This is a genomic window from Paraprevotella sp., from assembly GCF_986071375.1.
In genome coordinates this window covers 30097-53624 of sequence record NZ_CFQRNQ010000002.1, presented here as the reverse complement: position 1 = coordinate 53624, position 23528 = coordinate 30097, and the positions used below count along the sequence as shown (strand labels likewise).

Sequence of the window (23528 nt, the reverse complement as noted above, 5' to 3'; positions counted from 1 at the left end):
TGTCAACGTTTCGACCTCAAGCGGTATTGTTGGGGAGACATGTGCTTCAAACGTTTGAAAAAACGTCCGAAATAAGACTGGTCTGGAAACCCAAGGCTCACACTAATCTCCTGTATACTTGAATTATTTTTATCCAACAATTTCATGGCTTCGTACATAAGGGTCTCGTCGATAATCTGTTTAGGCGTGCGCCCTATCATCCCCTTCGATATTTGAGTTAGGTATTTAGAAGAGATGCAAAGTTTACCGGCATAAAACTGTACTTCATGCTCACGCATCAGATGCTTATGAAGCAATTCCATAAAATTCCGAAACAGCTCCCGGGAACGAGAAGAATCCAACGACAACTTTGCCAGACGCACCGCCCCACACATCTCGTATGCCCCGTACACCAATCCGTTCACCAAACTCAGGACTAATTCACGGGTATACCCCCGACCATAGTCCCTTACCGCAAAACGAAATAACTCCCGGAAGTGTTCCACTAATTTACGATTCTCCGCATTCAGGGTCCAAACTACCTGTGTAAATAAAAGCAATAAAAAACGAGGCTCCATCCGTTCTGTACTTTCACGAATCATGGAAGGAGGAAAGACCATCAAAGAAACGGAAAAATCGGATGTAGAACGCAACTTTTTCAACGGTAATTCTGGACGCATGAAAAGCATCTGATGCCGATCCAAGACATATTCATTTTCACCTATAACCACGTTGGCTTTTCCCTTCTCCACCATCATGAGCACACACTTGTCTACAACCAATCCATTCTCTACAGTCCAACCCAACGAAGTTCTATAATAGAAACACTCCTGAAGCAACAATGTACGTACTTTATCTCCCATAAACAGAAATCTTTCGTTAATAGAAACCAAAATTAAGTAGAATATTCCTAAAATGCAAGGTTACTTCCCAAAATGAACAAAACAAACGTATTTTTAATACACATAAACTCGTTCAGTTTATGTACTTTTGCACCGTTTTTGAGATTATTATTTTATTAATTAGTTATGAATAGAGGTATTAAGACTGTTGCAACGACAGCATTTTGCTGCTTGGTTGCATTAACGGGTTGCAACAAGCAACAACAAACAATGGACATGGGATCATCTTACAAGACCATGACCGTAAAAACAGATTCCAGAGTTTTAAAATCGCTTTACAGTGCCACTATCCAAGGACGCCAAGACGTGGAAATTTACCCCCAAGTCGGTGGTACGCTCCAAAAACTTTGTGTACAGGAAGGCGACCGTGTAAAAAAAGGGCAGACGTTGTTCATCATCGACCAAGTACCATATCAGGCAGCCTTGAATACGGCCGAAGCCAACCTGAAAGCAGCGGAAGCAGCTGAGGCTACAGCCAATTTGACTTTTAAGAGCACGCAAAAGCTATTCGAGCAAAAAGTCGTATCGGATTTTGACTTGCAGAAATCAGAAAACAGCCTACTGAGTGCCAAAGCAGCCGTGGCCCAAGCCAAAGCCCAAGTTGTGAACGCAAGAAACAACTTGTCATATACCGTAGTAAAGAGTCCCGCTGACGGAGTTGTAGGCCAACTTCCCTACCGTCAAGGTACATTAGTGGGCAGCTCAATGCCACAACCGCTCACCACAGTGTCTGACAATAGCGAGTTATATGTGTACTTTTCTGTCAATGAGAATGACTTACTCAACATGACACGCCAATACGGTTCACTCGAAGAAGCAGCCAAAAAGATGCCGCCCGTGAAACTGATTCTCAATGACGGCAGTGTATTGCCTGACAGTGGGCACGTAGAGTCCATCAGTGGAGTCATCAACACCAGTACGGGTACGGCACAGGTGCGCGCAGCATTCCCCAACACTTCCAACATGCTGCACAGCGGAGCCAACGGTAACGTAGAAGTTCCGGTATTCTACAAGGATGTAATTGTCATCCCTCAGGCTGCCACATTTGAGTTGCAAGACAAAGTTTTGGTTTACAAAGTCGTGGACGGAAAGGCACAAAGTGCCAACATCGAAGTGGCTCCCAACAACAACGGCACGGAATATATCGTGACCAACGGACTGAGTGTAGGTGATGTCATCATTGCTGAAGGTGCAGGATTAGTACGCGAAGGTACACCGGTCGGCACAGCCACTCAAGCAAATGCAACACAAGGTGAAACACAGAAACAAGATAAATAAGAGAGTATTACTAATTAAGCAAAACAATGAAAGGTAACATATTTATTAAACGCCCGGTGATGGCATTCTCCATCTCCATTCTTATCCTTATCGTAGGATTTATTTCACTGGGCACCCTGCCGGTTGAGCAGTATCCCGATATTGCTCCCCCGACAGTACGAGTATCAGCCTCCTATACGGGTGCCAGTGCCGATGCCGTGATGAAAAGCGTCATCCAACCGTTGGAAGAAGCCATCAACGGTGTGGAAAACATGACCTACATGGAATCGACCGCCACCAACTCAGGCTCGGCCGATATCTCCATATATTTTAAACAAGGCACTGACCCCGACATGGCTGCCGTCAATGTGCAGAACCGCGTGAGCAAGGCGCAAGGCTTACTGCCGGCGGAAGTGACCCGTATCGGTGTGACTACCACAAAACGCCAAACAAGTTTCTTGCAAATTGGTGCCTTGTACAGCCCGAGCGGGCGCTACGACAAGACTTTTATTGCCAACTACCTCGACATCAACGTCGTGCCACAGATTAAACGTATCGAAGGAGTAGGAGACGTGATGGCCTTGGGTGACACATACAGTATGCGTATTTGGTTGAAACCGGATGTCATGGCTCAATATGGCTTAGTTCCATCCGATGTGACAGCCGTGTTGGGTGAACAGAACCTGGAAGCCCCTACCGGCTCGTTGGGTGAAAATTCCCAAAACACATTCCAGTTCACCATGAAATACAAAGGTCGTCTGAAAAGCATCGAAGAATTCCAAAACATAGTTGTACGCTCCATGCCCGATGGTAATGTATTGCGTCTTAAGGACGTAGCCCGTGTGGAATTGGGTACACAATCCTATGCTTTCGACAGTAATGTAGACGGCCATCCGAGTTGTACGTTCATGGTATTCCAAGTAGCCGGCTCTAACGCCACGGAAGTAAACGAAAACATCGCTAAACTGTTGGAAGACATCGAAAAAGACCTTCCCGAAGGTTTGGAATTCATGACGATGATGAGTTCTAACGACTTCCTTTTCGCTTCTATCCATGAAGTGGTAGAAACCTTGGTTGTGGCCATCATCCTTGTAATCCTCGTGGTTTACTTCTTCCTACAGGATTTCAAGAGTACGTTGATTCCCTCCATCTCCATTATCGTATCTCTCGTGGGTACGTTCGCAGCCATGCAAATGGCCGGATTCAGTATCAACATCCTGACCTTGTTTGCCTTGGTGTTGGTCATCGGTACGGTAGTGGACGACTCCATCGTGGTGGTCGAGGCTGTGCAAGCTAAATTTGACGTGGGCTACACGTCCCCCTATTTGGCCACCAAAGACGCCCTTGCCGACGTGACGATGGCCGTTATCACCTGTACCCTCGTGTTTATGGCCGTATTTATCCCTGTGACTTTCATGGGTGGGACCTCAGGTATCTTTTACACTCAGTTCGGTGTGACCATGGCTGTAGCCGTAGGTATTTCCTGTTTGAACGCCTTGACCCTGTGTCCTGCACTTTGCGCCATGTGGATGCGTCCCGCTAGCGGCAAAAAAGGGAAAATGAGCATCAATGGCATCGTGAAAGCTGCTTATAATGCCTCTTTCAATGCCATGATGGCTAAATATAAAAAGGGAGTCATGTTCTTCATCCACCAACGTTGGCTCTCGTGGAGCACGTTGGTAGTGTCTTGCGTGCTGTTGGTCTACTTCATGAAAACCACAAAGACAGCCTTGGTTCCGCAAGAAGACCAGGGAACCATGATGGTAAACGTCAGCATGTCTCCGGGAAGCAGCTTGGCCACTACCAACAAAACCATGGCGAAGATTGAAAATATCATCAAGCAAATCCCAGAGATAGACCATTATTCAAAAATTTCCGGTTACGGTTTCATTGCCGGACAAGGAACGTCTTATGGTTCATTCATCATCCGTCTGAAAGATTGGAACGAACGTACAGGAGAAGGACAAGACGCTAATTCGGTCATGAACAAACTGAACTTCATGCTGCAAAGCATTAAGGAAGCCCAATCCTTTACTTTCCAACCGGGTATGATTCCGGGTTACGGTATGGGTAACAGTATAGAAATGCACTTGCAAGACCGCGTGGGTGGCGACCTCGATGCTTTCTACCAAAACACAATGAAATTTATTGCAGCTGCCAACCAATGTCCGGAAGTGGCCATGGCTTACACGACTTTCAACCCGAAGTTCCCACAATATGAAGTCAATGTAGATGCAGCCAAATGTAAACGTGCAGGCATTTCCCCGTCCGAAGTATTGAGCGTATTGGGAGGTTATTGCGGTGGTATTTACGCATCCAACTTCAACTTGTTCTCTAAAGTATACCGTATCATGATCCAAGCCGACCCCAAATACCGCTTGGACGAGCAGTCGCTAAACAACATCTTTGTACGAATCAACGGCGAGATGGCCCCCATCAGCCAGTTCCTGAGCGTCAAGAAAATGATGGGGCCGGAAATCACAAACCGTTTCAACTTGTTTGATGCCATCACTTGTAACATCAACCCGGCACCGGGATACTCTTCCGGTGAAGCCATGAAAGCCATAGAAAAAGTGTTTGAAGAGACTATGCCAAACCGCTACCACTATGAATACGGTGGTATATCGCGTGAGGAAAAGCAAACCGCAGGCTCAAACGACACGGTATTCATCTATGTGCTCTGCGTCGTGCTCATCTTCTTGATTCTGTCATGTCTTTATGAAAGCTTCTTGGTTCCTTTGGCCGTTATCCTTTCCGTGCCGTGCGGTTTGATGGGCTCGTTCCTCTTTGCATGGCTCTTCGGCTTGGAAAACAACATCTACCTGCAAACAGGTGTGATCATGTTGATTGGACTTTTGGCTAAGACCGCCATCCTTATCACGGAATTTGCATCGGAACGCCGCCGCCAAGGCATGGGTATCGTAGAAGCCGCTTACGCTGCGGCACAAGAACGCCTCCGCCCGATTTTGATGACGGTATTGACCATGATATTCGGTATGTTGCCCCTGATGTTCGCTTCGGGTGCCGGAGCCAACGGTAACAGTTCTCTGGGTACGGGTGTTGTCGGCGGTATGTTGATTGGTACGCTCGCGTTGCTTTTCATCACCCCGGTATTCTTCATCGTATTCCAGTATTTGCAGGAAAAGGTTCGTCCGCCTATGCATAAGGAAGGTAACATCCAAATCATGGCAGAACGCCAAAAGAGTTTGGAAGAACGTAGTGCATTTAATAGCGAAAAAGATAAAAAATGAAAAAGATAATTATGACCATGACCACAGCTGCTCTGTTGAGCAGTTGCGGTCTATACAAGAGCTACGAACGCCCGGCCGACATCCAGACGGACGGCTTGTACCGCAGCGACAACACTCAAAGCGGCGACTCATTGGGCTTAGCCTCATTCGCATGGAGAGAAATCTTCACGGATCCCCAACTGCAGACCCTGATTGAAAGAGGGTTGGCACAAAACACGAACTTACGTAGCGCCCAACTGCAAATCGAACAGTCCGAAGCCTCGCTGAAGGCTGCCAAATGGGCTTATATCCCTAGCCTCGCTTTCGCTCCGCAAGGGTCATTGGCCGGTGTGGATTGGGGAAAAGCCACACAGACATACACGATTCCTGTGTCGGCTTCTTGGCAAATAGACATCTTCGGAAGCCTGCACAATGCCAAAAAGCGTGCAAAAGCCCAACTTGAAAACAGCCATGCCTACAAGCAGGCCGTACAGTCGCAACTGATTGCGGCAATCGCCAACTATTACTACTCGTTGGCCATGCTGAAAGACCAGTTGGCCATCAGCCAGGAAACGGAAAAACTGTGGAAGGAGAACGTCGAAACCACCCGCGCTTTGATGAATGCCGGCCAAAGCAACATGGCAGCCGTGTCGCAAACGGAAGCCAACTACTACAGCATCTGCACCCAAATCACAGACTTAAAACAACAAATCAGCGATTTGGAAGATGAATTTTCTGCCCTGTTAGGCGAGGCTCCGCAAAAATATGCCATCGGCTCCATGGACAACTGGAAAGTCCCGACCCGCATGTCTGCCGGTATCCCGGCTGCCGCATTAGCCAACCGTCCGGATGTGAAACTGGCCGAAACCCAGTTGGCCGTAGCCTACTACGCCACCAATGAGTCGCGTGCTGCTTTTTATCCTGGTTTGAACCTGAGCGGCGCAATCGGTTGGACGAACGACCTCGGTACCATACCGGTCAATCCGGGCAAATGGATATGGAATGCCATGGCTTCGTTGACACAACCTATTTTCCAGAACGGAAAGTTGCGTGCGCAATATAAAATCTCAAAAGCACAGCAGGAACAAGCCAAACTCTCATTCCAACAGACCTTATTAGATGCGGGAACTGAAGTGAACGCAGCTCTTACCAAAATACAGGCTACCGGAGAGAAAGACGGCTTGTACACCAAACAAATAGCCTCTTTGGAAACGGCCGTAAAAAGCACGCAGGCGTTAATGATGAACTCATCGACCAACTACCTGCAGGTGTTGACTGCCCAACAGACCTTGCTGACGGCCCAGATGTCGCAAATCAGCAACAAGTTCAGCCAGATACAGGCAGCCATCGAATTGTATCAGGCTTTGGGCGGAGGTTACGACGAATAAAGCAACTACCTCTTTTTATAAATCAAGCGAAGACGGCTTCCGGCCAATGAATCCGGAAGCCGTCTTCGTTTCTACATGCATCCCACCCCATCCAAGACATACGGCAGAATCCATATCTCCGATCCGACACAACTAACGCACAAAAAATCCCGATAGCCACTCGCTACCGGGATTCACCATATGCATTCCGACGCTCCTATCAGAAAGGCAGGTCATCCTTGGAATCTCCTGCCGAGAAATCGACAGGTGCCGCATCCGGAACCGGCGGAAAAGGAACCTGTCCAACGGGAGCGTCTGCCGCAGTTGCCGCACGCTCTACCTTCCATGCACGGATACTGTTGTACCAACGCCCTTGATACTCTCGCGCATCAATATCAAACGATACGGTAAGCTGGTCGCCAATCTTAATGGCAAACTGCGCTATCTTGTCTGCTCCGAAAACGTCAAAACACATCTTTCTGGGATATTGTTCTTGGGTTTCCAACACATACTCCTGCACTTTCCACTCCGAACCGGTACGTTGGGAAACACCGCCCCGCTCAGGCAACACGGCAATAATTTTTCCTGTAATTTCCATATTTCTACATTAACTGTTTAGTGATGCGAAATTACAACTTATTTTCTACTTTCTCGAATTTTAATTTATTTTTTTTGTTCCGTTCTACTTAAATCCGTAAATTTGCTGAATATAATTCTAAAAATACCACATCATGAAATTTATCGTATCAAGTTCTGCCCTTTTCAATCGTTTGCAGACTATTGGACGTGTCATAAATTCAAAGAATACGCTCCCCATCTTGGATTGCTTCTTATTTGAAATCCAAGATAATATACTCACCATTACGGCATCAGACAGCGAAACGACGCTGATTACCAGTTTGGAACTCGTGGAAAGCGATGCCAATACCCGTTTCTGCATCAACGCCAAAACCATCCAGGACTCCATGAAAGAAATTGCGGAACAACCCCTTTCTTTCGACATCAACCCAGACAACATGGAAATCACGGCCAACTACCAAAACGGACGTTTCAATATCGTGGGACAAAGTGCCGACGAATATCCGGAAATGAATCTCCCGCAGGAAGATATGAAGGGCCTCGTCATACCGGCCGAAACGATGCTCAACGGCATAAACCGTTGCCTGTTTGCCACAGCCGATGACGAATTGCGCCCGGTGATGAACGGGGTATATTTCGACATCCAGGCAGACAACCTGACATTTGTCTCTACCGACGGTCACAAATTGGTGCGCAACAGAAACTACACCATCAAAGGCGACCAACCCGCCGCCTTCATCCTTCCCAAGAAACCGGCTACGATTCTGAAGAACCTCCTCCCGAAAGAGTCGGACGATGTCACGTTAAGGTTCAATGAGCGTAATGCTTACATTACCATGGAATCTTCCCGGATCATCTGCCGCCTTATCGAAGGACGTTATCCGAACTATAACTCCGTCATTCCGCAAAACAACCCCTATCGGGTCACAGTGGACCGCCTTACTCTGTTGAGCGCACTGAAACGCGTATTGATATTCTCCAACCAGAGCAGTGCTTTGATCAAGTTGCATTTGGAAAGTAACCAGTTGGTAGTTTCCGGACAAGACATCGACTACTCCACCTCAGCCGAGGAACGCGTGCCCTGCGAATACGGAGATTCTCCGATGAATATCGGTTTCAAGGGCACGTTCCTCATCGACATACTGAACAATATGGGGGGAGAAAACGTCATCATCGAACTGGCCGACCCGAGCCGGGCGGGAGTCATCGTGCCGGCTGAACAGGAAGAAAATGAAGATCTGTTGATGCTGCTGATGCCTATGATGCTGAACGACTAAAAGAATAAAAATGAAATTAAATCTGAACAACCCCGTCGTTTTCTTCGACTTGGAAACGACGGGCATCAATATCACAAACGACCGTATCGTAGAATTGTGCTACATCAAAGTATACCCTAATGGCAATGAAGAATCCAAAAGCATGCGAATTAATCCGGAGATGCACATTCCGGAAAGTTCTTCGGCCATACACGGTATCTATGATGAAGACGTGGCAGATTGCCCCACCTTCAAACAGGTAGCCAAAGACTTGGCCAACACCATCAAAGGTTGCGATTTCGCCGGGTTCAATTCCAACCGTTTCGACGTACCGATGTTGGTCGAAGAATTTCTTCGGGCGGGCATAGACATAGACATCCGCAAGCGTAAGTTCATCGACGTACAAAACATTTACCATAAGCTCGAACGCCGGACGTTGAGCGCCGCATACAAATTCTATTGCGGAAAGGATTTGGAAAACGCCCATTCTGCGTTGGCCGACACACGAGCAACATACGAAGTCCTGATGGCACAACTGGACCATTATCCTGAAGACTTGAAAAATGACGTGGCATTCCTGTCCGACTTTTCCAAGATGACGGATAATGTGGATTTTGCCGGACGAATGGTTTATGACGAGAATCATGATATCGTGTTCAACTTCGGCAAATACAAAGGAAAAAAAGTCGCCGACGTATTACGTACGGATCCCGGATATTACAGTTGGATTCTGCAAGGTGACTTCGCACGTAACACCAAGCAGATCTTAACCCAGATTCGTCTGGACATGAACAAGGCATAAACCGGCATGGAAACATTAAGAGGTAAGAAAATCGTATTGGGAATCACGGGAAGCATCGCGGCCTACAAAGCCTGCTACCTCATCCGGGGATTGATTAAAAGAGGAGCCGAAGTACAAGTGGTTATCACTCCGGCAGGGAAGGAATTCATCACGCCCGTCACCCTCTCCGCACTGACTAGCAAACCCGTGGTCAGCGAATTCTTTTCCGGACGCGACGGGAGTTGGCACAGCCATGTAGCACTCGGGCTTTGGGCCGATGCCATGGTGATTGCACCGGCTACGGCCTCGTCTATCGGCAAGATGGCTCACGGCATAGCCGACAATATGCTCATCACGACCTACTTGTCCATGAAAGCTCCCGTTTTCGTGGCTCCGGCAATGGATTTGGACATGTTCGCCCATCCTTCCACGCAGCAGAACCTCGAACGCCTCCGTAGTTACGGCAACCACATCATTGAGCCTGCGTGCGGGGAATTGGCCAGCCACTTGGAAGGCAAAGGACGCATGGAGGAACCTGAAAATATTATCAAGGTCCTGGAAGGCTACTTTTCTGACAGACAAGACTTGCAGGGGAAAAGAATCCTGATTACAGCAGGCCCCACGTATGAAAAAATAGACCCCGTAAGGTTTATCGGCAACTATTCATCGGGCAAGATGGGAATCGCCTTAGCCGAGGCTTGTGCCCGACGCGGCGCAGAAGTCACGTTGGTTTGCGGCCCGACACCCCTCGGCACCACGCAGGCGGGCATCCGGCGAATCGACGTAGAGTCGGCCGAAGACATGTTCCGCGAAGCCACGGCGCACTTCCCGGAATCGGATGCAGCTATCTTATGTGCAGCCGTGGCCGACTTCACGCCTGCACAAACTTCCGACCGCAAAATCAAACGTGAGTCAGAAGACCTCGTCCTGCATCTGAAGCCGACACGCGACATAGCCCAAGCGCTCGGCCAGATGAAACGTAAAGAGCAGAGACTCATAGGCTTTGCCCTCGAAACCCATGACGAGACGGCACACGCGCACGAAAAACTGGAACGGAAGAACCTTGACTTCATCGTGCTCAATTCGTTGAATGACCCAGGAGCGGGCTTCCGTCATGACACGAATAAAATAACCATCATCAGCCGGACTGATTCCGTGGTCTATCCTCTGAAAAGCAAAAAAGAAGTGGCGGCCGACATTGTCGACCGGCTCGTGTCCTCTTTCTAACTTCGGATGAATATGCATGACGTACGCAGACACATAGCCTCCAGTCTTAAAATCATGGCCCTGACGGCATGTTTCCACATTGCAGCCCCTACTGCGGCACAGGAACTCAATGCCAAAGTGACCATCAACCGTTCCCAAATCTCCAACACGACGGAAGCCGTATTCGAGGCGTTGCAGAACTCCCTGACGGCTTTCATCAACGAAAGGCAATGGACCGGGATGACATACGAAGAAAAAGAACGTATCAACTGCACTTTCAGCATCACGCTGAAAACTTACAGTGAAACAGACAATTCATTCACGGGTTCGATACAGGTGCAGAGTACACGTCCGGTGTACGACTCCAACTATTCGACGACGGTGTTTAATTTTCAGGATGAGAATTTCAACTTTACTTTTCAACAGTTCGACCAATTGGAATTCCGGCCGGAACAAGTGGACAACAACCTTACGGCTGTCATCGCCTACTACGCCTACCTCATCATCGGATTGGACATGGATACGATGGCTCCGCTCGGCGGTTCCGACATCCTGCAAATGGCCATGGACGTAGCCAACAATTCGCAAAACTTGGGCTATGCCGGATGGAAAGCTTTTGAAAACGACCGCAACCGCTTTGCCATTATCAATGACTATCTGGATGGAGCCATGGAACCGCTCCGGCAACTGGAATACAAATACCACCGCCTGGGGTTGGACCGCATGACGGAAAATACCGATACGGCACGCATGGCCATCACGGAATCCATGGAAATGCTCAAACAAGCCCGCGACCAAAAAAGCATGAGCGCGCTCCCCGTCATATTCACCGACATCAAACGGGATGAGTTGGTCAGCATCTACAGCGGAAAGGGCACTGCGGAAGAACGTGAGAAAGTATATAATATCGTGTTCGCCATCAACGCTTCACAAAGCAATTATTGGGAAAAACTCAGAAAATAAGGATATGCTGAAATCTTTATTCATTCAGAATTACGCATTAATAGACACATTAGACATCCGGTTCGAGCCGGGATTTTCCGTCATTACCGGGGAAACCGGTGCCGGAAAGTCCATTATCCTCGGTGCCATCGGCCTGCTGCTCGGTCAGCGCGCAGACAGTAAATCCATTAAAAACGGCATGTCGAAATGTATCATCGAAGCCGTTTTCGACCTGAGTGCCTACGGCATGCAGGGGTTCTTCGAACGCAATGATTTGGAGTTCGACGGAAAAGAATGTATCGTCCGCCGTGAAATCACGGCATCCGGCAAGAGCCGGGCGTTCATCAACGATACACCCGCTCCCGTGAGCCAACTCAAGGAATTGGGAGAAATGCTCATCGACGTGCATTCCCAACATCAAAACTTGTTGCTGAACAAAGAGAACTTCCAACTGAATGTCATCGACATCCTGGCCGGAGACAAAGATGAACTGCAACAATACAAAAGACTGTACACGGCTTACAAGCAGACGGAAAAGTCGTTGCAGCAGGCTAGGCAAGCCGCAGAACAAGCCCGTACGGAAGAAGACTATATCACATTCCAACTGGAACAATTAGAGAACGCCGCATTGAAAACCGGAGAACAAGAGGAACTGGAACAAGAGGCCGAAACGTTGGCACATGCTGAAGAAATCAAACAAGCCTTATATCAAGCGGAAAACCTTTTGGACAATGAACAAAACGGTATCGTCAACGTTTTGAAGGAAACGACCCATCTTTTGGATAATATAGGAAAAGTTTATCCCGATGGCAATGAATTGGCATCACGCATGGAGTCCTGTTATATCGAACTGAAAGACCTTGCCGGCGAGATTGCCGGACGCACGGAACAGGTCGAGTTCAATCCGGAACGTCTGGAATACGTCAACGAACGGCTCAACACCATCTATGACTTGCAACAGAAACATCGTGTGGACACGTTGGACGACCTTCTGCGAATAGAGGAGGAATACCGCGAAAAGCTCAACGCCATTACACATAGCGACGAACATATACAGGCCTTGCAACAACAATGCGACCAAGCCCTTGAGGCGATGAAGAAACAAGCAGGCAGACTGACCTCGCTACGGCAAAAGGCAGCTTTGGTCGTGGAAAGGCAGATGAAAGAAAAACTCATCCCGTTGGGCATCCCGAACGTCCAATTCAAAGTGGAACTCACTTCCAAAGAAGTACCGGACGAGACAGGAACCGACAAAATAAACTTCCTTTTCAGTGCCAACAAAAACGGCCAGTTGCAACCTATCTCCCAAGTGGCATCGGGGGGTGAAATCGCACGCGTCATGCTTTCGCTGAAAGCCATGATTTCCGGGGCGGTCAAACTGCCTACCATCATTTTCGACGAAATAGATACCGGCGTCTCCGGCAGCATCGCCGAGAAGATGGCACATATCATGCAGGAAATGGGGGCACTCAACCGGCAAGTCATCAGCATCACCCATCTGCCCCAAATCGCGGCTCTCGGCAGCACGCATTACAAAGTTTACAAGGAAGACCACGCGGAAGGTACCAGCAGCCATATCGTCCAACTGGACGAAAAAGGACGCGTGGAAGAAATCGCCCACATGTTGAGCGGTACCACACTGACCGATGCGGCCATCAATAACGCTAAAGAATTGCTTAACCAATCCTATAGAAAATGAAAAAGATCATATTTATATTGACCTGCCTGTCTACCTTGGGTAGCCATCTGGTTGCCCAAAATCCCAAATGGTTCAAAAAGGCGGCAAAAGCACAAATCAGCATCGTGACCATGAATGAAAAAGGAGACATGCTGCAATCCGGCAGCGGCTTTTTCATCGGCAAGGATGGAACCGCCTTAGCCGATTACCAACTGTTCAAACAAGCCAGTAAGGCCAAAGTCGTCAGTGGAGAAGGAAAGGAATACGAGGTGGAAGCCATCATCGGGGCTAGCTCATTATACGATTTGGTGAAATTCCGGGTAAAAACCGACAAGGATACTCCGGCACTGACCATTTCAGACCGTATGGGCGTGAAACATGAACACGTCTACGTCCTTCCCTACCCGACAAAAGAAAACAAAATGTGTGTGAACGACACTTTGCACGACATTCAGAAATTCAACGAGAAATACGGTTATTACACCTTAGGCCGGCCATTGGACGAAAAGTACTTGAACAGTCCGGTCATGGATGAAGAAGGCGAAGTTTTGGGAATGATACAAAGGAAAGCCGACGCCTCTGCCACAACTTCCTACGCTGTCAGTGTCGCATACGGTAACACTCTTTGCACCGATGGCATGTCTTCGGCCGACAACGACTTAAATGCCATCCACATCCGTAAGGCATTACCGGCCGATGAGGCGGACATACGCACGTTCCTGTTCATGACGGCCTCCCGTTCGGACTCTGCCACCTATAGCCAATACCTGAACGATTATATACTGCAATTTCCTAAAAGCAGCGAGGCTTACACGCAACGGGCTGATTTCTACATGGCACACGGCAACTATGCAGCCGCCGAAGAAGACATGAAAAGTGCCCTTGAAGTAACGGAAAAAAAGGATGAAACCTACTATGCGTTCAGCAAACTGCTTTACGAATTGAACCTGAAACCAGGCTATCAGGTTTATAAGGACTGGAATTTAAACCATTCGCTCACTCTTGCAGAAGAAGCTTATAAGGCCAATCCTTTACCCCTTTATATCCTTCAGGAAGGTAACACACTCTACGCTTTGAAAGAATATGAGAAAGCCTGCGAAAAATACCTCTCCTTACGGGAAACAAACATGCGTTCGGCCCAAATCTTTCTCTATGCCGCACAGTGCAAAAGAATGGCAAAAACAGACACGCTGCAAATACTGGCCCTTCAAGACAGTGCTGTGGCTTGCTTCAAGAAGCCTTATCCCAAAGATGCCGCTCCGTCCCTATTGGAACGCTCTAATACCTTGCTTGAATTGGGACGTTACCGTGAAGCCATTGCCGACCTGAATGAATATGAGCACTTAATGAGTAATGAGCTGACAGCTTATTTCTATTATAGACGCGAACAGGCGGAAATGCAGTGCCGCATGTTCCAACAAGCAGTAGATGACATCGACCGGGCCATCCGCATGGAACCCAAGGAACCGCTCTACCATGCAGAACGCGCAGTTGTCTACTACAGGCTCGGGGAATTCGAGGAAGCACTCAAGTCGGCTCAAAAGAGTGCAGAACTAAATCCCAAGTTCGGAGACGCCTATCGTTTAGCGGGAATTTGCCAACTCAGATTAAACCAACGTGAAAAAGGCCTGTCCAATTTGAAAAAAGCAATCGAATTGGGCGACGAATCCGCACAAGCCATTTTAGCCGAAGAAACCCAACCATAAACTTATCCTTCTTTCCTCCTACCCATATAAGGCCATGTTTTTGACGAAGCATGGCCTTATACTTTTTAAGTATAGTTCACACCATACTTAATCCGAAAACGGTTAAAAACATCCGGAAAGTTTTCCAAATAGTCAAAAATATACATTCGGTGTGAGATACAAATAAGCTATCTCATCTTTACTATCATGGTGTTCCAATTCAAACTGTATTTTATCTTCGCACGCCAACCAACCAATGACACTGCCCAATTCCGCATCATCGAATCCCATCATTTGCTTTATCTCGGAATATTCCCACCTGCGTTGCTCGTTACTGTTTAGCAAATGCAATACCTTGAGGGCGTTTTCTCCAATAATATGTTTATCCATACTCTTAATTTATTTGACGATTTAAACTTACATACAAATATAACAAATCGTTGACAAATTATTTACCCCCCCCATTTATTAACCTACATTAACACTTTATGCTGAAATATTCAGAAAAGGCACCCTACATCATGCTTTTAAAATCAGCTAAGCCCAAAATATAGAAAACAACTATGCCCCTGTCTCAATCTGACGATTTTATTCGGTTATTCCAACGATATTCCGTAACTTTGCAAGGTTTTTCACAAACACCGCAAACAGGATGAAAATCAGGATTATTATTTGTTTTATCTTTTCTATCTTAGGATTGTTGGCACTCGTTGCGTACTTTTTCCCGGAGGATGGCATTGCCGTAGGCAGTGTGCGGATGCAGTTTCCCTCCCTGGCAGAAGTCCTTCAAACGGAAGAGGAAAAGGAAACACTCCCGACCGACACTGTAGCAACCGATACACTCAGCACAGAAGAACTGCTGCAAATGCGCATGGACGCACTCAAAGCGGAAAAAGAAAGCGAGTTCATGACCTATTGCGAGACGAATGCCGCACGTATTTATATGCCGGGAGACAATATCGATTATTTGGACCCGTTTTTCGACGCACTCGAAGCTGCACGCGAACGCCCCGTCCGCATCATGCACTACGGTGATTCGCAGTTGGAAGGCGACCGCATCTCATCCGTCTTGCGCGAAGCGTTCCAAGAACGGTTTGGTGGAAGCGGCGTGGGATTGGCACCGGCCGTACAAACCGTCCCGACCTACACGTTGTCACAATCCGTATCGCCGGAAGGGCTATCCCGACACATCGTCTATGGGCCCAAGGATATGCGGCTCGAAAGCAAGGCATACGGTGTCATGGGACAAACGGCCACACTTGACAGGCCGGCCACATTCCGGTTTTCCACGCGCGACCGCCAGCATTTTCCGCACGCTTCCCGTTTCAGCCAAATCACACTCCTGACCAGTGCGCCGGTAGAAGCGGCGGTAGTGGCCGGAACCGATACCCTCACCCTGAACGAGACACGGCTCAACGACCAATTTTACTGCTACTCACGTAATTTCAACACTCCCCGCACTACGGTCAGCCTCACGGTCGACGGACAAGCGGACGTGTACGGAGTGATGCTCGACGGGCAAACTGGCGTTTCGCTCGACAACATCCCCATGCGCGGCTGTTCCGGTACGATATTCACTGGCATCCATTCATCTACGCTCTCCCCGTTCTTCGGACGCGAAAACGTCCGGCTCATCATCCTGCAATATGGTGGAAACTCCGTCCCTTACCTGAAAGGAAAAGAGGGCATCGCAGGCTACATGTCCGGGCTGAAACGACAAATCGAATACCTCCGGAAACTGGCACCCGACGCTTGTTTCCTCTTCATCGGCCCGTCGGACATGTCCACTTCGATTGACGGCGAAATGCAGACTTACCCCGTGCTGCCCCGTTTGGTGGAAGCCATGAAAGCCATGGCAGACAGCTGCGGCATAGCATATTGGGACCTTTATGCCGCCATGGGCGGACGCGGCTCCATGATGAAGTGGGTGGATGCCTATCTGGCCGGACCGGACTACGTGCATTTCACTCCCAAAGGTGCACGCCACGTAGGCAACATCCTCTATGAAACGCTTGAATTTTACCATAAGTTTTATCGTTTCCGCACAGGAAAAGACAAACTGAAACTCAGTGCAGACAGTACGGAACTGGTGGTAGATACCACACTGGCCCCGTCCCCACAGGCAACCGGCACCGACACGGTTCCCCACGATTCACTGAACCCTTAATTTTATCTTCAATATTCCTCCGAAAGACATGAAGAAATACAGGATATTATCCGGACTTTTAGCAGTCTTTGCCCTGTTGGCAGGCTGCCGCGCCCATGAGAGGAAGGACTCCGTACGCCGGGAAGCCGCATTACGCCCTCTTCCCGATTACCCGTTCATCCGATACGAAGACAACACGTTGCAATTCCCATCCGGACGAGCCGACTTCGACACACTCTATCACAAAATGGATAGCTTGCTGTCCACCGGAAAAGGCAAAATAAACATCCTCCACATCGGGGGCAGCCACGTGCAGGCCGGATACCTGAGCCACCAGTTGCGGATGAATTTTTCCACCTTAGGCAATTCGGTAATGACCGCCCGAGGCGTGATATTCCCTTTCCGTATCCTGCGAACGAACGCCCCCCAAAACTACCGTATCGGTTTCACCGGAACATGGGAAAGTTGCCGGTGCACCAAACCCAACGGTACAGATACCCTCGGACTGACCGGAGCCGCAGTCAGCACTGGTGCCCCTTCCGCCAGCCTGACGCTCCGGCTCAATCCGAGCGGTACGTCCGTCTGGCATTTCACACGACTGCGCATACTGGGCTATGCCAACGACACAACGGCATATCCCTACGCCATACATCGCGGAGACACCTTGCTCCCACAGCATGACGCTGCCACGCACAGCTACCTGATACACTACCCCGAAGCCTGTGACACGGCACACATACGCATCCACACCGGAGAGGGAGGACGTTTCACGCTGACGGGCATCTTGCCGGAAAACGACCGGGACGGAATGACTTATCATGCCGTGGGCATTAACGGTGCAGACGTACCGGCCTGGCTGCGTTGCCACCACCTGCCCGGAGACCTGAAACTTATCCGGCCGGACCTTGCTGTTTTCGGCATCGGTATCAACGACGCCAATGTCCCTCCACAAAAATTCGATCCGGAACAGTTCAAAGCGCGTTATCGCGAACTTATCGCCCTGTTCAAATCCGCAAATCCGCATTGCGCCTTGCTTTTCGTGACCAACAACGACTGCCTGCTCAACCTCGGAAGAAGGCACGGCAAGCGCACCAATCCCAACACGGCACGCGTGGCCAAGGCATTCAAAGAACTGGCAGCCGAGACTGGCGGTGCCGTATGGGACCAATACCATATCATGGGCGGTTCGCGCTCTTCCGCCTTGTGGCGCGGCAAGAGGTTGATGCGCCCCGACCGTATACACTTCACCGCCGAAGGATACCACCTCATAGGCGATATGCTCTACAATGCAATCATAACCGACTATTTACAAGCTGATGGAAATTAAAGAAAACCTGCTCGTGCTGTGGCATTACATAGAAAGTGTGTTCTCGTTCGACCCGAACAGTCCGCTGTTGTTCACGCAATTCCAATTTTGGGCCTTTTTTGCCATTGTCTTCGCCGTTTTTGCGCTTTTCCGCAACAAGCGGCTGCTGCGTAACACTTACCTGTTCTTCGTCAGCGTTTTGTTCTACTACAAAACGAGCGGGCTGTTTTTCGGCCTGCTCCTGTTCGTGACGTGCAGCGACTTCATCATCGCCCAACTCATATACCGCGTGCAGAGGCGTTGGCAAAAGCGGGCCTTTCTCATCCTGAGTGTCGCCATCGACCTGTCCATCTTGTGCTACTTCAAGTATGCTTACTTCTTCGCGGACTTGGTGAACACCGTATGCGGCACCTCCTTCCAAGTGACCAACCTGTTGGCTGCCGAGGGCAACCGGTTGCTTGGCCAACCGTTCTTCAGCGTAGACCGCATCATCCTGCCTGTGGGAATCTCCTTCTACACGTTCCAAATCATCAGCTATACGGCCGACGTGTACCGTGGGTTGGTAAAACCGGTACGCAACCTGTTCGATTTCGGTTTTTACGTCACGTTCTTCCCCCAATTAGTGGCCGGCCCTATCGTGAAAGCCAGCGACTTCATCCCGCAGCTCTACCGCAAGTACTGCCTGAGCCGCCTGCAATTCGGCATGGCCGTGTTCTGGATACTCAACGGCCTGCTCAAGAAAATCATCCTGAGCGACTACCTCGCGGTGAACTTCATCGACCGTGTGTTCGACAACCCCATGCTTTTCTCCGGTTTCGAGAATCTCATGGCCCTCTTTGCCTACAGCCTGCAAGTGTATGCCGATTTTTCGGGCTATACGGACATTGCCATCGGCCTCTCGCTGCTCATGGGATTCTATCTGCCACGTAATTTCAACTCACCGTATAAGGCACCGAATTGCAGCAATTTCTGGAAACGTTGGCACATCTCGTTGTCGCGTTGGTTACAGAACTACCTGTACATTCCCTTAGGCGGAAACCGCAACGCCACCTTCGGCACGTATTTCTGGATTCTGACCATCACGTTCGTAGCCCTTGTCCTCTCGGGGAATCTTTACGTAGCTGCCGCCGTACTGGTATTGGCAGCCATCGTGGTGACTGTGGGCCTGCGCTGTCCGGATCGCCGCAAAAAGATATGGGCCAACCTGAACTCGATGATCACCATGCTGCTCGGCGGATTATGGCATGGCGCGAGCTGCAACTTCATGATTTGGGGCGGACTAAACGGAGTAGGCATGATTGTCTACAAGTTCTGGAGGGACTTCCGGCCGGTAGTCCGCACGCTCTGGTCGTTGCTCATCTTGTCCGTAACGGGAGCCTTATATGTCTTTGCCCCCGCGCCTATATGGAACCTGCTGCTCGTCTTCATGCTGTTCATCACAGCCAGTGCGATTATCAAATGGTTGTATTCACTGAGCGGCTTGCGATGGCGCTTTGCATGGTTGGGGCACGCATGGGCCGTGGGTGTCACCTTCGTATTCATCACCTTCACGCGCCTGTTCTTCCGTTCGGGCTCCAATCTCGACCCGGCCATTGCCAACGAGACGGCATGGCGCATCGCCACGGAAATGGTAAACCAAATGGGGACGGCATGGAACGCCAATGTGGGCGACATCATCCTGGCCTACGACAAGGTGTTTGCCCTCTTCGCCTTAGGCATGGTCATACATTGGTTGCCCGACAACTGGAAACGCCGTTATCGCATTTGGTTTGCACGCATGCCGTTGCCGTTGATGGCTGTTGCCGTCGTGTTGGCCGTTTTCATCGTCTACCAATTCGTCACAGCAGAAATGCAACCGTTCATCTATTTCCAATTTTAAGAAGAGCCACTTTAGCTTTTCCCATGGTCCTATGACGTGCAGCCCCGTAGCCATACCGCTTTGCAATAGTGTCAAAATGACAATCCTCCCCCGGCAAGATTCCTCCATTTGTACCCCGAAGCGGAACCTTTTGGAAATATACGATTCTCGCCACGTAAGGAGAAAACGGTTTGTTACCTATTTAGGGCCTCTACTTTCAAAAAGCCAGACGGAAAGCCATGGCTTGCGCATGCGTTTCAGTATGAGGCAAGCCATCACTAAATTTTCATAACGATTTGATAGTCGAATCCTGTAAGCCAAAAGGAACGAAATAGAGAAAAAAGAGGCCATATTGGCATCCCGTCTTGGCGTTTTCTGGTCTGTCATCAGCCGACATGAGGAAACCGGTCACACAACATGCGGAGAAAAAAAGTGTTTTTTCAGCCAAACGATTTTTCGTTTGGCTGAGATTGATGCCCCATCTTGCTGAACAAACATAAAAATCAAGTCCGATTTGCAAAAATATGTATTCAAAACTTCCCTTTGAGCTGCACAGATGAAGAGAAAAAGAAGATTTGCTTGTTCAATCAACAACTGTTTTCCTATCTTTTTGAAATCAGAATACAGGATTTATCAAACAAAACATCAACGTAGAAATCAAAATGGCATCCCTCCCCGATTGGATATAAAAATTTGCGGCAAACCCATCGTATACCAATGGGACCTGCCGCAAACCACTATGAAAAAGAATATATCCTTTACCTTACTATCCGCCGAAGTTATCGTACATGATAGATTCCGGATCTACACCGAGACCGTCGAGCATGCCGACCACAGCCTTCGACATCGGGCCGGGACCGCACATGTAATATTCGATATCCTCAGGCGCATCGTGGTCTTTCAGATAAGTCTCATACATCACGTTATGCACAAAGCCCGGAGTGTACTTCACGCCTGCTGCGTCTGCGGCAGGATCCGGACGGTCCAAAGCCAAATGGAAATGGAAATTCGGGAAATCCTTTTCCAATCCTAAGAAATCCTCCAGATAGAACACTTCGTTCAATGCGCGCGCACCATAGAAATAGTGCATCTCGCGGTCGGTCGTATGCAACGTCTTTGTCATGTGCATGATTTGCGCACGCAACGGAGCCATGCCGGCACCACCACCGACCCAAATCATTTCTTTCTTGCTGTCGAAATGCGGATGGAAGTCACCGTAAGGACCACTCATAATCACCTTGTCACCCGGTTTCAGCGTGAAGATGTAAGATGAAGCGATACCCGGGTTCACATCCATGAAACCGCTGCGGTCAGCCTTGAAAGGAGGTGTGGCGATACGTACAGTCAACATGAACACGTCGCCTTCTGCCGGATAGTTGGCCATAGAGTAGGCACGCACGGTCGGTTCCGGATTGACGCACTTCAACGGGAAGAGACCGAACTTCTGCCATGCCGGCAGGTACTCATCACCGATGAGGCTCTTGTCGATATCCTTATCGTAATCCATCGTAAATGCAGGTATCTTGATTTGGGCGTATGAACCGGGGATAAAGTCCATGTGCGCTCCTGCCGGAAGCTGCACCTTGAACTCTTTAATGAAGGTAGCCACATTCTTGTTGCTGATCACCGTACATTCGTACTCCTTCACACCCATTACAGACTCGGGCACCTTAATCTTCAAATCGCCTTTCACCTTGCACTGGCAACCCAAGCGCCAATGGTCTTTGATTTGCTTGCGGGTAAACTGTCCCTTTTCAGAGTCCAGTATTTCACCGCCCCCTTCTACCACCTGGCATTTGCACTGCCCGCAAGAACCTTTACCACCGCAAGCCGAAGACAGGTAAATCCCTTCGGAAGCCAAGGTAGAAAGCAAGCTTCCTCCCTGCGCTACGGAGATAGTCTTGTCGCCATTGATAGTAAGGTTCACGTTTCCGCTCGGAGACAGATATTTCTTAGCCACCAACAAAATAATCACCAACAGGAGTATTGTAACGAGGAATACGCCAATGCTCGCTAAAATAAAATTCATATCCATTGTTCTATTCCTTTCCTTTTAAATACTTAAACCTGAGAAACACATAAAGGCCATGGCCATCAGCCCCACCGTGATGAAGGTGATACCCAATCCCTGCAAGGGCTTGGGCACGTCAGTATAAGCCATCTTCTCGCGGATGGCGGCCAAGGACACAATGGCCAACAGCCAACCGATACCTGAACCCAAAGCGTATGCCAAAGAATCCCATACGCTGGAGATAGCCTGCGTGCTCGTGGCCGGATCCATGGAGATTCTCTGCTGCATGAACAGTGAGGCACCCATGATGGCGCAGTTCACGGCAATCAAAGGGAGGAATATACCCAACGCGGCATAAAGCGAAGGAGAAAAACGTTCCACCACCATCTCTACCAACTGCACGATACCGGCAATCACGGCTATGAAAAGGATAAACGCCAAATAAGTCAAATCCATGCCGAGGACGCCGTCTTCAGCCAATACTTTGGTCTGCAACAGATAGTCCACCGGCACCGTCACACAAAGCACGAAGGTCACGGCAACGCCCAACCCCAATGCAGTCTTTACATTCTTAGATACGGCCAAGTAAGAACACATACCCAAGAAGAAAGCGAAAATCATGTTGTCCACAAAAATAGAACGGACAAACAAACTTAACATATGTTCCATATTCTTTTTTCTTTCTGTTTCTGGTTATGATTCCGATTACTTTTTCTCTTTCCTTTCATTGTAAGCCCGGTGAGCCCAAATGAAACATCCCAAAAGAATCAATGCCATGGCCGGCATGGTCATCATACCATTGTTCATATAGCCCATGTCGTAGAAGCTCTGTGGAATAATCTGAAAGCCCATCAGGGAACCGTTTCCGAAGAACTCACGGACGGCACCGACCAAAACCAACACGTATGCATAGCCCAAACCGTTACCGATACCGTCGAGGAAACTTTCCCACGGACCGTTCATCATGGCAAAAGCCTCCAAACGTCCCATCAGGATACAGTTGGTGATAATCAGGCCGACATACACGGACAACTGTACGCTCACATCATAAGCAAAAGCCTTCAGCACCATACTTACGATGGTTACCAATGCAGCCACGACGACCAACTGAACGATAATGCGGATACGGTTGGGAATCGTCTTACGTATCAAAGATATAATCAGATTGGAAAAAGCCGTAATCACTGTTACCGAAAGCCCCATGACAATGGCCGGCTCCATTTGCGAAGTGACAGCCAAGGCGGAACAGATACCGAGCACCTGAACCGCAATCGGGTTGTTGAGGTTAAGGGGAGACGAGAATACTTCTCCATTCTCTTTAGAAAATAACTTACTCATATCTTAC

General features: G+C 49.0%; 18 protein-coding genes. 12 read left to right on the top strand and 6 right to left on the bottom strand.

Annotated features, from left to right (window positions below; translation table 11 throughout):
- Nucleotides 1–2: 2 nt before the first annotated feature.
- Complete coding sequence (locus AC5RDV_RS01430) at nucleotides 3–842, bottom strand: helix-turn-helix domain-containing protein (RefSeq protein ID WP_008625161.1); 840 nt, start codon at nucleotides 840–842, stop codon at nucleotides 3–5.
- A 165-nt stretch (nucleotides 843–1007) separates the two neighbouring features.
- Between AC5RDV_RS01430 and AC5RDV_RS01425 the strand changes: the two genes are divergently transcribed.
- Genes AC5RDV_RS01425 through AC5RDV_RS01415 form a run of 3 tightly spaced genes read left to right on the top strand, consistent with a single transcriptional unit; the run spans nucleotide 1008 to nucleotide 6756 of the window.
- Complete coding sequence (locus AC5RDV_RS01425; protein ID WP_008625162.1) at nucleotides 1008–2159, top strand: efflux RND transporter periplasmic adaptor subunit; 1152 nt, start codon at nucleotides 1008–1010, stop codon at nucleotides 2157–2159.
- A gap of 26 nt (nucleotides 2160–2185) precedes the next feature.
- Complete coding sequence (locus AC5RDV_RS01420; RefSeq protein ID WP_130892717.1) at nucleotides 2186–5389, top strand: efflux RND transporter permease subunit; 3204 nt, start codon at nucleotides 2186–2188, stop codon at nucleotides 5387–5389.
- Nucleotides 5386–6756 carry a TolC family protein gene (locus AC5RDV_RS01415; RefSeq protein ID WP_008625165.1) on the top strand — a complete coding sequence of 457 codons (1371 nt, stop codon included), beginning with the start codon at nucleotides 5386–5388 and terminating at the stop codon, nucleotides 6754–6756. Before AC5RDV_RS01420 ends, AC5RDV_RS01415 begins: the two co-directional genes overlap by 4 nt.
- Before the next feature lie 199 nt (nucleotides 6757–6955).
- Here AC5RDV_RS01415 and AC5RDV_RS01410 read toward each other — a convergent pair whose 3' ends face one another.
- Nucleotides 6956–7333: a DUF3127 domain-containing protein gene (locus AC5RDV_RS01410; RefSeq protein WP_008625166.1), complete on the bottom strand. Its 378-nt coding sequence runs from the start codon at nucleotides 7331–7333 to the stop codon at nucleotides 6956–6958.
- Between the two features lie 133 nt (nucleotides 7334–7466).
- Between AC5RDV_RS01410 and dnaN the strand changes: the two genes are divergently transcribed.
- From dnaN to AC5RDV_RS01380, 6 genes are read left to right on the top strand one after another with little or no spacing between them, the layout of a single operon-like run.
- Nucleotides 7467–8591 carry a DNA polymerase III subunit beta gene (gene dnaN, locus AC5RDV_RS01405; RefSeq protein WP_008625167.1) on the top strand — a complete coding sequence of 375 codons (1125 nt, stop codon included), beginning with the start codon at nucleotides 7467–7469 and terminating at the stop codon, nucleotides 8589–8591.
- Between the two features lie 10 nt (nucleotides 8592–8601).
- A complete protein-coding gene (locus AC5RDV_RS01400) occupies nucleotides 8602–9372 on the top strand; it encodes a 3'-5' exonuclease (RefSeq protein ID WP_008625168.1) in 771 nt (256 codons plus the stop codon).
- A gap of 6 nt (nucleotides 9373–9378) precedes the next feature.
- Nucleotides 9379–10578 carry a bifunctional phosphopantothenoylcysteine decarboxylase/phosphopantothenate--cysteine ligase CoaBC gene (gene coaBC / locus AC5RDV_RS01395; protein ID WP_130892716.1) on the top strand — a complete coding sequence of 400 codons (1200 nt, stop codon included), beginning with the start codon at nucleotides 9379–9381 and terminating at the stop codon, nucleotides 10576–10578.
- A 6-nt stretch (nucleotides 10579–10584) separates the two neighbouring features.
- Entirely contained in the window at nucleotides 10585–11520 is a 936-nt protein-coding gene (gene porD, locus AC5RDV_RS01390) for a type IX secretion system protein PorD (RefSeq protein ID WP_008625170.1), read from the top strand.
- 4 nt (nucleotides 11521–11524) lie between these two features.
- Nucleotides 11525–13198, top strand: a complete 1674-nt coding sequence (gene recN, locus AC5RDV_RS01385) for a DNA repair protein RecN (protein WP_130892715.1) — start codon at nucleotides 11525–11527, stop codon at nucleotides 13196–13198.
- Nucleotides 13195–14883, top strand: coding sequence for a serine protease (locus AC5RDV_RS01380; RefSeq protein WP_130892714.1), 1689 nt, complete (start codon nucleotides 13195–13197; stop codon nucleotides 14881–14883). Before recN ends, AC5RDV_RS01380 begins: the two co-directional genes overlap by 4 nt.
- 132 nt (nucleotides 14884–15015) lie before the next feature.
- Here the strand turns inward: AC5RDV_RS01380 and AC5RDV_RS01375 are convergent, their stop codons facing one another.
- The gene (locus tag AC5RDV_RS01375) at nucleotides 15016–15252 is read right to left on the bottom strand and encodes a winged helix-turn-helix domain-containing protein (RefSeq protein WP_008625173.1); all 237 of its coding nucleotides are present in this window, start codon (nucleotides 15250–15252) and stop codon (nucleotides 15016–15018) included.
- A 262-nt stretch (nucleotides 15253–15514) separates the two neighbouring features.
- Here AC5RDV_RS01375 and AC5RDV_RS01370 point away from each other — a divergent pair, with 262 nt between their 5' ends.
- Genes AC5RDV_RS01370 through AC5RDV_RS01360 form a run of 3 tightly spaced genes read left to right on the top strand, consistent with a single transcriptional unit; the run spans nucleotide 15515 to nucleotide 20193 of the window.
- A complete protein-coding gene (locus AC5RDV_RS01370; RefSeq protein ID WP_008625174.1) occupies nucleotides 15515–17029 on the top strand; it encodes a GDSL-type esterase/lipase family protein in 1515 nt (504 codons plus the stop codon).
- 28 nt (nucleotides 17030–17057) lie between these two features.
- On the top strand, nucleotides 17058–18335 hold the full coding sequence (locus AC5RDV_RS01365) for a GDSL-type esterase/lipase family protein (protein ID WP_282747624.1): 1278 nt from the start codon (nucleotides 17058–17060) through the stop codon (nucleotides 18333–18335).
- A complete protein-coding gene (locus AC5RDV_RS01360; RefSeq protein WP_282747623.1) occupies nucleotides 18325–20193 on the top strand; it encodes an MBOAT family O-acyltransferase in 1869 nt (622 codons plus the stop codon). Before AC5RDV_RS01365 ends, AC5RDV_RS01360 begins: the two co-directional genes overlap by 11 nt.
- Before the next feature lie 745 nt (nucleotides 20194–20938).
- Here AC5RDV_RS01360 and nqrF read toward each other — a convergent pair.
- From nqrF to AC5RDV_RS01345, 3 genes are read right to left on the bottom strand one after another with little or no spacing between them, the layout of a single operon-like run.
- Complete coding sequence (gene nqrF, locus AC5RDV_RS01355) at nucleotides 20939–22207, bottom strand: NADH:ubiquinone reductase (Na(+)-transporting) subunit F (protein ID WP_008625179.1); 1269 nt, start codon at nucleotides 22205–22207, stop codon at nucleotides 20939–20941.
- A gap of 18 nt (nucleotides 22208–22225) precedes the next feature.
- A complete protein-coding gene (gene nqrE, locus AC5RDV_RS01350; protein WP_008625183.1) occupies nucleotides 22226–22852 on the bottom strand; it encodes an NADH:ubiquinone reductase (Na(+)-transporting) subunit E in 627 nt (208 codons plus the stop codon).
- 36 nt (nucleotides 22853–22888) lie between these two features.
- Complete coding sequence (locus AC5RDV_RS01345) at nucleotides 22889–23521, bottom strand: NADH:ubiquinone reductase (Na(+)-transporting) subunit D (protein ID WP_008625185.1); 633 nt, start codon at nucleotides 23519–23521, stop codon at nucleotides 22889–22891.
- Nucleotides 23522–23528 lie beyond the last annotated feature (7 nt).